Consider the following 14345-nt stretch of genomic DNA (forward strand, 5'->3'; position numbering starts at 1 on the left):
GCCTGCGCGCTACTTTTCTGAATTTTTAACATCCTTTTCGCGTAAAATGAAAATACCATTTTTCAGCATGTTGATGCTGTTGCTGCTTGGCGGCGTAAAAATCTATGCACAATCCGATAAAAACAACCCTGCAGAAAACAGAGAGCGTCTTAAGGACACACTCGCGGGCGAGAAACTGAAGGAAGTGGAAGTAAAACTCCATAAACCCCGCTATCAGGTTTCTAAAACCAGCGCTGCCACCCGTAGCGAAGTTCCGTTGTTGCTAAGTCCGCAATCGGTGCAGGTGATGAACACAGCAACCATGGCCGACCGGCAGGCGATCACCCTGAATGAAATTGCCGGCAGCTTCACCGGCATGAAAGCCAACAATGGCAATGGCTCTTTTAACATGCGTGGCTTCACTGCCTACTCCCCGAATGATGCAAGCTTCCTGTTGTACAACGGCATCCGGGGGAACCTGTTCCTCTGGAGCCAGCAACCGCTGCTTTATAATGTTGAAGCGGTGGAGCTGCTGCGTGGCCCTTCCGGCGCACTGTTCAGTGAAGGTGCACCAGGTGGCGTCATCAACTTCATCACCAAAAAACCCCAGGAAGAACGTCTGGCACGAATAGACCTGAGCCTCGGCAGCTGGAAATTCCGCCGGGCAGCGCTCGACCTGGCTGGCCCCCTGAGCAGAAATAAAAAGCTGCTATACCGTGCAAATATCGGTTATGACCGCTCGGAAAGTTTCCGCAATGATCAGGATAAGGAGAACATTTTTCTCGCACCCTCCATCAGCTACCGCTTCAATGTAAATACAGACCTTAATCTGGAAATCAACTACGCCAGGCAAAAGGCCGTGCAGCAATACGACAATGGCAGCTTCATCCGCCGTAATCCGGATGGCAGCTTTGATTTCGACTACTACCCTGCAGCATTGACTGTGCAGAGCCCAAGTGATTACGGACGGACAAACAATAGTTCTGCAACACTGACCTTCAACCACCGCTTCAACGAAAAGCTGAAGCTCACCGTGGTGCAGCGCGCGGTAAGAAATGTGCTCGACTATACCGATCATATTCCACAGGGCCAGATCAGGAATGACACGATTAGTCGCGCCTACCAGGACTGGGAAACGGACCGGTTCTCCCTGCAGACGACCGCATTCGTCAATTACCGTCTGAAAACAGGGGTATTGCAGCATGAATTTATTGTCGGTGCGGACTATAACCGCTACGGCTGGACCAAGAACGATTATGTCTATAAAGCCTCTACCCGTATTTCGATCTTCCATCCAGATTACAGCAATGATCCACCTGCCGCAGATGCACCGGTGCTGGAGTCGGACGACAATAAACGGATAACCAATCTTGGCGGCGCATACCTGCAGGATCAGATCAGCTTCGGTAAAAGTCTGCGGGCACTGCTGTCCTTAAGGTACGACAACTACGACGCTAAGGAAACACCACTTTCTGCCCGCGATAGTAAACAAGGTGATGCGTTGCAGGCTTCGGGATGGATACCGCGTGTAGGCTTAGTCTATCTGCCGGGGGAAAACATTTCCATTTACGGTACTTATCTACGATCCTTCAATCCACAGACCTCCAATAATGTGCTTTCCGGCGGACCCTTCCCTACCCGGACGGCAACGCAATATGAACTGGGCTCCAAAGCAGAACTGCTGCAAGGCCAGCTGTCAGCCGTATTTTCTGCCTACCAGATCAACTATGCGAACATCCTGACGGCGGCGCCAACACCAGAAAACTCGCACCGCCAGGCTGCTATTGATGGTACCCGCAGCAGGGGCCTTGAATTTTCGTTAATGGGCAGCATCCGGCAGTTTAACGTCATTGCAGGTTATGCCTACAATGAACATGTGGTACGAAGCACGACGGCCTTTGGCAAAAAAGGCGACCGCTTTGCCAATGCACCTAAACACATGGCCAACCTCTGGCTGAAATATCAGGTTGGGGGTACTGCTTTGAAAGGTTTGGGTATTGCTGCCGGGATGCGGTATGTAGGTGACCAGGTCGGGCTGATCAGCAATCAAAACTTCATCTTCCCGGAATATACCGTCTTTGATGCGGCCCTGAATTATCAACGTGGTCGTTACAACATCCAGCTGAATACTTACAACCTGGCTGACAAACATTATTTCACAGGCAGCAGGTCGGGCGTAACAAATGCCGGCTTAGGTGATCCTTTCAACTTTAGGCTGGGCATGACTTACCAGATCCTTTAGTCCTATGAAAAAGACCACAAAAATAGCCTTTGCACTACATAGCTGGCTTGGACTGATCAGCGGCATCTTCCTGCTGCTGCTCGGTTTGAGTGGTTCCGCACTGGTGTTCATGAAGGAAATCGATCAGCAGCTCAATGCCGACCTGTTGAGGGTTCATCCGCCAGCCCCGCATGCTGCACCAATACCGCTGGACCGGGTTTACCGGCAAATCACTGCGCACCATCCGAATCTCGCAGGTATCGCCTGGCTGAACCCGAATGCCGCAGCTGACCAGGCTTGGGCTTTCCGCTTGTACCAGAACGATGGCCGGATCAGCACTTACGATCTGGGGCTGATGAACATTGATCCCTACACCGGCAAGGTGCTGCGGGAGGGCAAACTCCGGGAGTTCAATCCCGGTTTGATGCACTGGATCCTGCAGTTCCACTGGAGCTTCCAGCTTGGGCTCCCCGGTTTATTGCTGGCCACCATCTTTGGCATCACCATGCTGCTATCCATGCTGACCGGACTGATCATCTACCGGAAGTTCTTCTGGCGGGTACTGCTGTTCAGGGTGCCTTTTAAATGGGACAACTGGCGCAGGGCCTCCTCCAGTCTGCACCGCATGATCGGTGTCTGGACACTGTTGTTTAACCTTATTATCTTCTTCACCGGCTTTTGGATGAACATGTTCTCGATGGATCCGGCTTATTGGAAAAAGCAAATGCGGCCAGCGCCGGAAAACACCCTGGCGGAAGTATCCATGGATAGCATGCTACGCAGGGCCAAAGCAAGCATGCCGGATCTGATGATCAAAAACATCTATCTGCCTACGCAGCCAGGGAAGGATTTCCGCATCAGCGGCTTGCGGAAAGGACAGCTACCCTTGTTCTATAACCCGAATTCAGTGTCCATAGATCCGAAAAATGGCCGGATTGTTCATGTGCATCGTTTTGAAGACATGGGAATCTGGGAAAAGATCGAGAGTAGTTTTATGCCCCTACATACCGGAAGTTTCGGTACCACACCAGTGAAGGTAGGCTATGTGCTCCTGGGTTTAACACCTGGGTTACTGTCCATTACCGGCGCCTTGTTGTTCTGGAGAAGGCGCAGTAAAACGAAGGGCAGCGTTTAAAAATAAAATGTAATTTATACCAACCTAACAGCTTCGTTACTTAAACTTAACACGAGTGGTAGCGAGGCTTTCCAAATTTATCAGACATTTGCGGTTGATGCGAAGAGAACGTAAACAGATTTTGAGAAGATGCTACCAGGCCGGCGCCATGCTGCTGGTGATGCTGTTTCTTTCCATTTCTGTCGCACAGATCTTCCACAGTCACCCGAAAGTTGCCGCACTGGAGCACACGCACCAGCATGAAGGCAATGATCAGGATCAGGTTGCTGCAGCCGACAAATGTCTGATATGTGATTACCTAGCACATCAGCAATCCAAAGAATTCTACATCAGTCATCCATTGGTGCTCAGCGTACCCCTTCCGGATGCAATTACCTTAAATACCAATGTCTTTGTTGGAAACTACAAGTTTAGCTTACAAGGCTTCACCAACAAAGGTCCTCCTGCTTTTTCCTGCTAGTCAGCCATCTTTCTAGATACTGACGCCGATGCTGCCAGCATGCTGGCCTGCAATCCCCTTTGCTATATTTTTTAATTCTTAATGCTATAAAATGACTGCTTCTGTATGGAAGGGCGTTTTCACCGTAGCGTTTTGCATGTTTTCCTTTTTGCTTCATGGACAGACCATACGTTTGTCGGGCATAGTTGTGAACGCCGCAGAACAGCCGCTGGAAAATGTCCTGCTTAGCCTCCAGCCTGTAAACCGCAATGCACACAGCGATGCTTCGGGCAATTTCCAATTTTCAAACCTGCAACCTGGCAAATACAGGCTTAGTGCTTCAGTAGAGGGCTATTTGCTGTTGAACCAGGATGTGGAGCTTTCCGCCGACCGGCAGCTGCGACTTATGCTGCATGAGCGGCAGCACCAGCTGAAAGAAGTGGAGGTACGGGACAACCTGATCCAGCAACGCAAACAGGAAGAATCGCTGAATGTGGAAGTGATCCGGCCGGATTTCATACAAAGGAATCTCGGGGGCAGTCTGATGAAAACGCTGGAGCGGCTGCCAGGTATTAAGACCATTGGCATTGGTTCGGGGCAGTCGAAACCCCTGATCCGCGGCCTGGGCTTCAACCGTGTGGTGGTGGTAGACAAAGGCGTAAAACATGAAGGGCAGCAATGGGGTGCCGACCATGGGCTGGAGCTGGACCAGTTTGCTGCCGGGTCGGTGGAGCTGATCAAAGGTGCAGCGGCGTTTGTATATGGCTCGGATGCCATTGCCGGAGCCATTGACGTGAAGCCGCCAGCTGTACCTGCAGCCCAGACCCTCGGCGGCTCGGTGGAGCTGATTGGGAAAAGCAACAATGATCAGTATGGCACTTCCATCAATTTGTATGGGCGCAAACAGCAGCTCTTCTTTGATGCGCGGATCACGGAGCAGCGTTATGGCGATTACCGCGTTCCCGCAGATACGGTATTCGTTTATGATTATGCGGTGCCCTTGCACAACAGGCAACTCCGGAACACGGCAGGCCGGGAAAGTGGATTGCATTTCAGTACCGGATACCTGAGCGATCATTTCCGGTCGATCTTCTACCTGAGCAATAGTTATAGCAAAAGCGGCTTCTTTGCGAATGCCCATGGGCTGGAGCCGCGCCGTGTGGATGAAGTCATGCACGATGCCAGCAGCAGGGACATTCAGCTGCCAAGCCAGAAAGTGAACCATTTCAAGATCATCAACCGCAGCAGCTACCAGCTTGCGGCGCATAACCTGGAGCTCGAACTCGGCTACCAACGGAACTTCCGCGAAGAGTTCAGCATGTACGTTAACCATGGCTTTATGCCTTCGCAATACCCGGATTCCATGCGTATCCCCGCTGAACTGGAGCGTGGCTTCGACAAGCGGGTTTATACTGCGAATCTGCGGGACAACATCAGCCTGGGAAAACACCGCCTGACTATGGGGTTCAATCTGGAACAGCAGCATAATAGCATTGACGGCTGGGGCTTCCTGGTGCCTTCCTTTGATCAAAGTACAGCAGGTGCATTCGTGTACGATAAGCTAAAAGTTAATGAGGAACTGCTGTTACATGGGGCCCTGCGCTTTGATTATGGAAGGATCAGGATGTTTGAATACCGGGACTGGTTTCCATCTAACATCAATGCCGGCGATGGAGAAAATGCCGAGTATGTACTGCGTGCCGCAAACCTGAACCGGAACTTCAAGAGCCTGGTCTGGTCACTGGGCATGAACTACAATCTTGAGCGACTGGCACTAAAGGCTAATGTGGGGAAAAGCTTCCGGATGCCAATCGCCAAGGAACTCGGCGCTAATGGGGTGAACTATCATTATTTCAGTTATGAACGCGGAAACGCAGATTTGTCGCCGGAGCAAAGCTACCAGCTCGACTTCAGTGCCGCCTGGGCAGCAGAACGCTGGTCCCTGCAGTTCAGCCCTTTCTACAACTATTTCCCCAACTACATTTACCTGAACCCTACATCCGCGCACGACCGCAACTATGGCGCAGGGAACCAGATCTTCGAATATGCGCAAAGTCGTGTGTTACGCTATGGTGCGGAACTACAGCTGAAGTACAATTTTTGGAAAAGCCTGAGTACAGAAGTGCTTGCCGAGTACCTGTACAGCAGGCAGCTTTCGGGTGCCAAGAAAGGTTATACGCTCCCCTTCTCCCCGCCGGCTTCCTTGCTGCTGAACCTAAGCTGGACCCCAGAACTCCGGGGACTCGAAGGCAGCTATCTCTCCCTGGACTACCGGATGACAGCCGCGCAGAACAAGATCGTTCCACCGGAAAAGAAGAGCCCGGGTTATCAGACGCTGAATGTTCAGGCGGGCACAAAACTGCGCCTTTACGGGCAGGAAGTGCAGCTGAGCCTGCAGGCGCAGAACCTGCTGAATGCACGTTACCTGAACCATACCAGCTTTTACCGGCTGATCGAACTGCCGGAAGCCGGAAGGAACCTGGTGCTTTCGCTGAAGCTGCCCTTCAAGATCAAACCGCAGCATTAAATGGATCAACTAAAGCCATGCCCAGCAAGAATCGAGTTCTTTAAACAGTATACAACCAACAAAATCAAAAATGAAAACAACAAAAACAAGTAACATGAAACACAACAAACTAATTGCAGGATTCCTGCTGATTGCGGCAACTTTTGGCGCCTGTAAAAAAGATGATGATGTCGCGGAGCTTTCTGCACCGGTGATCAGCGCCCTGGAGATTGGGCCAGACAACAACAAGACCGCACATCCGGGTGGCGATGTGCATGTGGAAGCGGAAATCACCGCGACCGCAAACATCGAAAGTGTAACCCTGGAGATCAACCCTAAAAGTGGCACAGGTTGGAAACTGAACACTGTTTATACGGAGGGCTTTGCAGGATTGAAAAATGCTGAATTTCACAAACATATCGACGTACCTGCGGATGCGGCTTTAGGCAGCTATGATGTTGTGTTAAAGGTAAGGGACAGCAATGGACAGGAAACCAAGGTTGAATCGACTTTAGCGCTGCAAAATGACCCAAGCCTTCCGTCCTTGGCTGGTTTTGAAGTTGGCCTGAACGCCGCCGGAAATGACCTGCATGCCGAAGCAAGGGTTACCTCACCGAATAAGATTGCCCAGATCATCGTAGAAATTCATGGTAAGGACTGGGAAAAAGAATTCAGCTATGCTGATGCGAACATGGTAGGACAGACAAGTTACAATTTCCACAAACACATGGATGTAACCGCCGCGCCTAAAGGACACTACCATGTGCACTTGAAAGTGGTAGATCAGGCTGGTAAAGCAGCGGAATTTGAGGAGCATTTTGATAAACCTTAACACTAAGCAACGTAAAACTTATGAAGATGAACCAGATAAAACAGCGGGCAATCCTAATCCTGCTTTGTACCGGCATATTCAGCGCCTGTAAGAAAGACGAACCGGTTACAGCACCCGAGGCAAAGCAGCCCATCATAGAAAATATGGAGATTGGATTGAACAACAGCGGGATCGGTGTAATTGAACGCGATTTTCACTTTGAGGCCGATGTGGTTGCAGGCGACAAGATCGATATTGTAGAGCTGAAAATCCTGCAAAAGGCGGGCGAAAGCTATAGCAAAGGCTGGAAACATGAAATCGTGTGGACGCAGTATCAAGGCACAAAAAACACGAATATTCACAAACACTTTACGATCCCCGCTGAAGCAGCGGAAGGTAAATACGATTTCCTGATCATTGTTCATGATGAAAACGGCTCGAAGCTTGAAATCAAAAAGGAAATCCAGCTCTATACCGTTGCCAACATGCCTGCTGATCCACAGCTTAGCATTTTCAGCATCTTCAAAAATGGAGATTTCGCTCACCGCTATAAACCGGGTACTGCTGCTGCGGATTTAAGCTTTAAGCATGGCGACACGATCCATTCACAGGTTGCGATTTCCAATGTTAAGGGAGACGGACAGATGTATCTGCTGATGGTCAACAAGAAACACCATCATCACCCGGAAACCATCAAGGACATTGATCTGAGTAAGGTTGTCGTGTACGACAAGCTGGAACATAAGCAGGTTGCGAATGCATTTGACTTCAGCAATGTGATCTTTGATGAGCAAACTTTCAGCTTTAAGCGTGATATGCCTACACTTGTGATTGGTGATAACACCACCTGGGAAGCTGGCGATTACGAGTTTGTCATCCTATATGAAAGCAGTACACACCAGCTGAACTTTTTTCATAAGCAGGACTTTAAGATCCAATAAACAACACCATTACAAACCTAACCGGAAGGCCAGTGGCCTTCCGGTTTTTATACGTTAAGACCATGAATATTTTTAAAGGAGGCATCCTGATGCTATTAAGCTGTGCAGCGATTCTAAGTGGCTGCAGCAAAGACGAGGACAAAAGCCCGATTGACGAAACCTATCCGGTGATCGATATCACTGCGGCAAATGCATTTCCAAAGCAATGCAGTGAAATTGAACGAGGCAGCAAATTCACGTTACGTGCAACTTTCAGTGATAATGTTGAACTGGGTTCCGTGAGTGTGGATGTACACCATAATTTCGACCAGCACAGTCACAGCACAGAAGTAAACAGCTGCGCCATGGAAGCCAAGAAAACGGCCGTTAAGCCATTTCTCCTGATCCAGGATTTTCCGTTAGCTCCGGGATTGAAACAGCATGTACTGGAGCAGGAAGTTGAGGTACCGGCTGATGTTGATCCGGGCGACTACCACTTTTTGATCCGGGTAACGGATAAAGCGGGCTGGCAGACCATTAAGGGGATCAGCATTAAATTGAAGTAACAGTTAGTAGATGTATCGTGCAAATTTCCTTTTGAAGATCTGCGATACACCCAAACTCAGCATGAACAAATGTAAAACTTCGTTAAGTTTTGTGCAATTTTTATACGAAGTAGAAATATTTTCCGGAACTGTTGTATCTATTTCTATATTTGTCCTGAGAGCGTTAATGCAGGGGGGTAGCTGAAAGGTTACTCTCTTGCATACCTTTAAATCAAAATGCCCTGGCGGTTTACCATTCTGGCCTTGGTCTGCCCTTCCATATTTGGAATCTGCACTTCACCATTCGAAATCCGCAATAACAAATTATAGCGCTCCAGCAGATCGATATATTTTTCTTTCCAAACATCTACTTGTTGATCCTCAATGCTTGCACTGTGTTCTAGGGCGATAAAGTCTGCAGAAACAAACTGGTCCGGGAACTGTTCGGAGAAATCATGACCGATGGCTTGTCCCAACTTGACGATGTTTTCCGGCTTTAGTCTGGGCTGTAAAAACCAGTTGTAGATTGAGCGTCGGTTAACGCCGGTAAGTTTCGCTAGATCAGAGATCGAATGACCTTGTCTTCTGATAATTCTTTCAATGATGTCACCCTGATGTGCTGCCATTTTTTTTTTGTGTTTGATGGTTCCAAAAATTGATTGCCTTGTCAAAGTAGTGTAAACATTACCCACATTGTGGTCATCTGTACTCATTTTTTCCCTAAAGATCAGGGATTTATACGAGAAAAAACGTCCAATGAGTTGGGAGCGCATTACAACTTCTTTTTCACTGGAAATGTTGCAAACAACAGGCCTAAACATTTTTATCCGCCAGCCATGCCTGTCCGGCAACACGCTCGCTGAAGAAGGCCATTTCTATCCCCACCTCCGCCATATCTGCGGTTTTTTGTGCGGATAAGCGACTGAAGGCACCGCGGGATTGAATCCAGGCGATGTACTTCAAACCTGCAGCCTCCATACTAACCAACAGATCTTTGGCTACCCATTCTGCTGCTTCTGACCAATTGCCAAGCACATCAGTATTGTCATTGAGCAGCTTGCTCGCACGGTTGTACCGCAGCAGCTCCAGGATCTTCAGTCCACCGCGTTGTACGGACTCAAAGTCCTGATAACCTTTCCATGTAGATTCGACCTGGTGTAAAGCTGAATTGTAATGAATGCTGACATATTCATCCTGGTAGGTTTTATGTTCATCAATAAATGGTTTTGCGGGGACCTCCGGTTCCAGGGGCAAGCGGAAATAGAAGCTCGATCCCTTTCCAGGTTCGCTTTCCAACCAATAGGTACCGTAATGGCGCTTGATCACCTCTGCGGAAATGAACAAGCCCAGGCCCAGCCCTTCAAAACGCATGGCCGTATTATCGCTGCGGAAATAACGGTCAAAGAGCTTGTTCACATTACTTTTATCTATACCAACGCCATAATCCTGCACGCAAACGATCACATGCCTTTCTTCCAGGCTCACGCGTACCAGCACCTCCTCACCACCTGGTGAGTACTTGATTGCATTATCAAGCAGGTTGATCAGCACCTGCTCCAACCGCAGCCGGTCGCCCTCCAGTTCAAAAGGCTCACAGCTATTTAGAATGATCTCATGTGTGCTTACAGTCAGCTGTACATTCTCGATGGTTTCCCGTACCATTTGCAGGAAGTCGAATGGCTGTATATCATAGGTCATTTTACCGGCATTGATCTTGGTTACATCCAGCAGGTCGTTGATAAGCTTCTCCAACCTGAGGATGTTATTATAAGATTTTTGAATATAGATACCCAGTTGCTGTCCATCGCGCACCCGGTTCATGAGCTGGTTGAAGGATTTAATGCTGGTTAAGGGTGTTTTCAGTTCATGGCTGGCGATGGAGAGAAATTCATCTTTACGTTGTTCATTTTCTTTCTGCGCATCAATATCCGTGTTGGTGCCCAGCCAAAAGGTTACCACGCCATTTTCAATCATCGGCACCGCACGACCAAGGTGCCAGCGGTAACTGCCATCGGCAAATCGAAGACGATATTCGGCATGGTAGGGCGCTCCGGAGCGCAATGCTTCGGTCCACTGCCGGAAGATGACCGGCAAGTCGTCCGGATGCGCAAAATGTGGCAAGCCGATCTCCAGGATTTCCTCAGTCGTATGCCCCAAGGCGGTACAAAGCACATTGTTCACCGCGAGCAGTTGCCCACCAGGATCTGTTGTCCACACCTGTTGTGGAATAGCATTGAGCAGGAAGCGCAATCGTTCACTTTCATTTTCTGCCTGCTGCCGCATGCGTTCAATTTCTGCGGTACGCAGTTGCACCCGTTCCTCCAGTTCTGCGTTGAGCTGACCTAAAGCTTCATGCGCCTGCTGCAACTGCTCATTTGTTGCTTCGAGCTCTTCATTACTCGCATTCATCTCTTCACTAGCGGCGAGTACTTCCTCATAGGCCTGACTCAGTTTTTCATTCAGGGCTAGCAGCTCTTTTTCCCGAAGTTCCAGCAGCTTCCGCGCTGCGACATGTTCGGTAATTTCGTATTTAAAACTTAGCACACCAGTGATCTCCCCCGCCTCGTTCCGCAGTGGCTGGTAGACCAGATTGAAATAGCGGCTGACCATCGCCTGGCCATGCTGTGCGGGCAGGGGGATCTCGATCTCCGTTTCGATGAAGGATTTGCCCTGTTGATAGCTTTCCTGCAGGATCTTCCAGATCGGCATGTTAAATACTTCAGGCATCACCTCAAGCACCTTACGGCCTTGCAGGCCGCTGCCCTGCCCCATTTCCCGTTCATAAGCCGGGTTCACATATTCGTAACGCATTTCCGGGCCAATGGCAATGGCGACCTGTGCGGGGATCTGATCGAAGAGCTGCCGCATTTGTGTGCTGAGCAGCATTGCCTTTGCTGCGGCTTGCTTTTCTAATTCCAGACTTTCCTGAAGGCGCTGTTCGTAAACCACCTGCGCAGTGACGTTATTGATGTCGTGAATGAGGTAAAGCACTTCCCCAGAAGCATTTTGAACTGGTGTATGGCTAATCTTCCAATACGATTCGATGGCTTTAGCCTCGGGTGCTTCCCAGTCAGGGATGTGAAATTGTACAAGGGACATCTCGTGCCGTTGTCTGGTTTCAATAGCCGTTTCGAAAGAATGCCGCAAACCTGCATCCAGCGCCCGCTGCCAGTTCGCATTCCCCTGAAAGACCTCATGGACGTTTCTGCCCAGGAGCAGCTCCCGCGTTCTGCCCACCAGCTTCAGATAGGCATTACTGGCGGTTAGTATACGGTAATCCGGACTAAGTATTAAACAGTGGTAAGGTAAAGTATCGAAGACTTTAAGGCTTTCCGGACTAAGAGGCGCCTTGGCATTCATTTTCATACAGATTATATCAGGTTATTAAAAATACACAAATTTGCTTCGGTGCAAATACCTTTTTGCAGGACAAAAAAACCCGGTCACTTGTGGCAACCGGGTTTTCAGGTATGTTAACGAATTACAGGATGTTCCTGTCACGTTTATCCGGATCAATGTTTTCGGTATCTACCTCCGTATGACGTACGGTATCTACGATCGTCTGATCGCTTTCGGTAACCTCCTTATTCAGGCTAACTTCTTCCACCACGCGGGCATCTTTACTAATCACCGGCACCTCTGCACTTTCGGTCATTTCTACGGTACCCTGTTGAAAGGTATTAAAATCTGCTTCAGTTGCCGGACGGTCTACAGGGGTACGTGTAACAGTAACACGTTCCTGGCGTAAACGGATGTTCTCCTCTACGGGGCGTTCCACAATGCGGCTGCGTAGACGTACACCCCCGGTGTGCACTTCCTGCTTACCTACATTCAGATTTTCTTCCACAACTTTAATGGAGTCTGGATTGGAAAGGTTGGAGTCGATGTCTCCGGTAAGGCTTCGGCCGAGGTTCGCATCGGTATTTTCGGTGTAAGCAGCAGAGGTGGTTTCATCGATATCTGCAAGCGAGGCTTCGTCAAAGTCGCTGCCGCCAGTTCCCGCGAATCCGCCTATGGGTGTGGCATTTCCTTCCGGCATATCCGAATAATTCGAAGTGGTTGCCGTATCGAAGTCGCCGCTCAGGTTTGCCGCACCCGGGATGTTACCCGACGTAGTGTCCCAGTCGTCGCTGTCGTTCACGTTTACCGCGCCATATTCATCCAGGATATCTGCTGCGCGTTCCGCTTCATCATAGGAATTTGCATGTACGGTAACGACGGTTCCTCTTTTTCCAGCTTCAATATGGCGGTTTATCAGATGCTCATCGTCGTCATCATTTCCACCGAACAGGTTCCGGAAGAAGCCGCCAATAGAGTCATTGTCTTTATGATCGTGCTCATGCAATCTGGACTCCGTAGTAACATCGGTGACGCCACCGGTAATGTCATTACCTGAATAGTCTGGTGCAGTATAGTTTGAATCCGCAACGTCGACATTTCCAGGATGGAAACCGTTGTTTTCCAGGTGCTGACGGGCTACAGAAGCCTCTGTAAAGGTTTTAAAAATTCCAATTACTGTGTGTGACATAATTTTACGTTTTAGGGGTTGTTTTTGTTTAGGTTGTTTTTCGTAGGTAATTCGATTGCGCTAATTTTATTCAGGTAGATGTAGGGTTGCGTTTGATTTCCACCGACTCTTTGCGGAGCACTTCCGTACCGCTGAGGGTTTGTTCGGTATTGCGTTTACGGATGTGCAGCTCTTCCACCAGCAGGAGTTTCTTTTCTACGACCAGTACTTCCTTAAGCACGGGAATGATCAGGGTATCACCTTCGTACCGGCTTGCCGCCGGAGCAGTATCAACATACTGGTTTATGGCTTTTCTTTCCATGATCACCTCTTCCTGGTTCAGCGGCACACTGTAGTCCACCGCTTCCTCAGTAACGGTTTTGGAGACCTGCACGCGGCCGGTTTCCTGCCAGACCTTATGAATGTGCAGCTGCTCTTCGATGACTGGTATTACCGTGTTCGGTTCATGTGGTTTCTGTTCCATAGCTCGGTTTTGATATACTAGTCAACCACTTAGGCTAAGGAATGTTTAATTTTCTTATAAAAAAATTATTGTATTAACAACGTAACCATTGTGTTACAATTTGATAGCGCTGTGTTGTTCCCGACGAGATTCGAACACTTATCTGTTTAATGGAATCAGAAATCTGATTTCTACAGGAAATGCAATTGGTGGTGTTATCAACGCATTTGGAAGATTGTGATTTGCTTTGACAGGTTAAATCCAGCCTTTTACTTTCTTTAGCATGAGGATGTGCGCCAGGTGATGTTTAGAATGCCAGGCATACATGCCGGTAGCCTCCTTTATGCTGATTTCCCTTCCATGGTCCGGGTGTATGAAAACCATGGCAAGTTGTTCTTCGCGCAGACTGCTTAAGCATCTTGTCCAGCGCTGGTGCAGCCCGTCGAGAATTGCTAAGGAAGGATCTACAGGTAGGGCGGCGTCAGGAAGTTCCGCCCAACGATCTTCGAAATACGGTTTAATAAGAGGTTTATCTTCCGTCAATGCCAATTTGAACCTGCAGTAAGCATTCATGTGGCTATCGGCCAGATGATGAACAAGCTGGCGTACCGTCCAGCCCCCCGCACGATAAGGCGTGTCAAGTTGCTGTTCGGAAAAGCCTTTTATCGTATGGCCAAGATCTTCTGGTAAGGCCGAGACTGTTGCGATCCAGTCATGTAATATCGCAGGGCTGATTTCAGCTGGTTTAATAAACGTGCCGATAGGGTATTGCTGGTTTGGTGTACTCATCGCTATTGCGCTTTTGCTTTTTTGTTCCTT

At 49.1% G+C, this 14345-nt stretch carries 12 protein-coding genes; 7 read left to right on the top strand and 5 right to left on the bottom strand.

Annotated features, from left to right (window positions below):
• The first annotated feature begins 46 nt into the window (after positions 1–46).
• The 7 genes from ACTHQF_RS13170 (at position 47) to ACTHQF_RS13200 (ending at position 8577) form a co-directional block, all read left to right on the top strand.
• Entirely contained in the window at positions 47–2221 is a 2175-nt protein-coding gene (locus ACTHQF_RS13170) for a TonB-dependent siderophore receptor (RefSeq protein WP_440430713.1), read from the top strand.
• 4 nt (positions 2222–2225) lie between these two features.
• Positions 2226–3335, top strand: a complete 1110-nt coding sequence (locus ACTHQF_RS13175; RefSeq protein WP_440430715.1) for a PepSY-associated TM helix domain-containing protein — start codon at positions 2226–2228, stop codon at positions 3333–3335.
• Positions 3336–3432: 97 nt separating this feature from the next.
• Positions 3433–3795 carry a hypothetical protein gene (locus ACTHQF_RS13180; RefSeq protein WP_440430717.1) on the top strand — a complete coding sequence of 121 codons (363 nt, stop codon included), beginning with the start codon at positions 3433–3435 and terminating at the stop codon, positions 3793–3795.
• A 91-nt stretch (positions 3796–3886) separates the two neighbouring features.
• On the top strand, positions 3887–6301 hold the full coding sequence (locus tag ACTHQF_RS13185) for a TonB-dependent receptor (protein WP_440430719.1): 2415 nt from the start codon (positions 3887–3889) through the stop codon (positions 6299–6301).
• Positions 6302–6395: 94 nt separating this feature from the next.
• Positions 6396–7112 (top strand): DUF4625 domain-containing protein, encoded by a 717-nt coding sequence (locus tag ACTHQF_RS13190; RefSeq protein ID WP_440430721.1) that lies wholly within the window; start codon positions 6396–6398, stop codon positions 7110–7112.
• A gap of 26 nt (positions 7113–7138) precedes the next feature.
• Positions 7139–8032, top strand: a complete 894-nt coding sequence (locus ACTHQF_RS13195; RefSeq protein ID WP_440430723.1) for a DUF4625 domain-containing protein — start codon at positions 7139–7141, stop codon at positions 8030–8032.
• A gap of 62 nt (positions 8033–8094) precedes the next feature.
• Positions 8095–8577, top strand: a complete 483-nt coding sequence (locus ACTHQF_RS13200) for a DUF4625 domain-containing protein (protein WP_440430725.1) — start codon at positions 8095–8097, stop codon at positions 8575–8577.
• A gap of 206 nt (positions 8578–8783) precedes the next feature.
• Here ACTHQF_RS13200 and ACTHQF_RS13205 read toward each other — a convergent pair whose 3' ends face one another.
• The 5 genes from ACTHQF_RS13205 to ACTHQF_RS13225 form a co-directional block, all read right to left on the bottom strand.
• Entirely contained in the window at positions 8784–9182 is a 399-nt protein-coding gene (locus tag ACTHQF_RS13205) for a helix-turn-helix domain-containing protein (protein WP_440430727.1), read from the bottom strand.
• A gap of 187 nt (positions 9183–9369) precedes the next feature.
• Positions 9370–11922, bottom strand: a complete 2553-nt coding sequence (locus ACTHQF_RS13210; RefSeq protein ID WP_440430729.1) for an ATP-binding protein — start codon at positions 11920–11922, stop codon at positions 9370–9372.
• A 115-nt stretch (positions 11923–12037) separates the two neighbouring features.
• Positions 12038–13084 (bottom strand): YsnF/AvaK domain-containing protein, encoded by a 1047-nt coding sequence (locus ACTHQF_RS13215; RefSeq protein WP_440430731.1) that lies wholly within the window; start codon positions 13082–13084, stop codon positions 12038–12040.
• A 70-nt stretch (positions 13085–13154) separates the two neighbouring features.
• A complete protein-coding gene (locus tag ACTHQF_RS13220) occupies positions 13155–13547 on the bottom strand; it encodes a YsnF/AvaK domain-containing protein (RefSeq protein ID WP_440430733.1) in 393 nt (130 codons plus the stop codon).
• 234 nt (positions 13548–13781) lie between these two features.
• A complete protein-coding gene (locus ACTHQF_RS13225) occupies positions 13782–14315 on the bottom strand; it encodes a YfiT family bacillithiol transferase (protein ID WP_440430735.1) in 534 nt (177 codons plus the stop codon).
• Between the last annotated feature and the right edge of the window lie 30 nt (positions 14316–14345).

Source organism: Pedobacter sp. SAFR-022, assembly GCF_051965375.1.
Classification (GTDB): Bacteria; Bacteroidota; Bacteroidia; order Sphingobacteriales; family Sphingobacteriaceae; genus Pedobacter.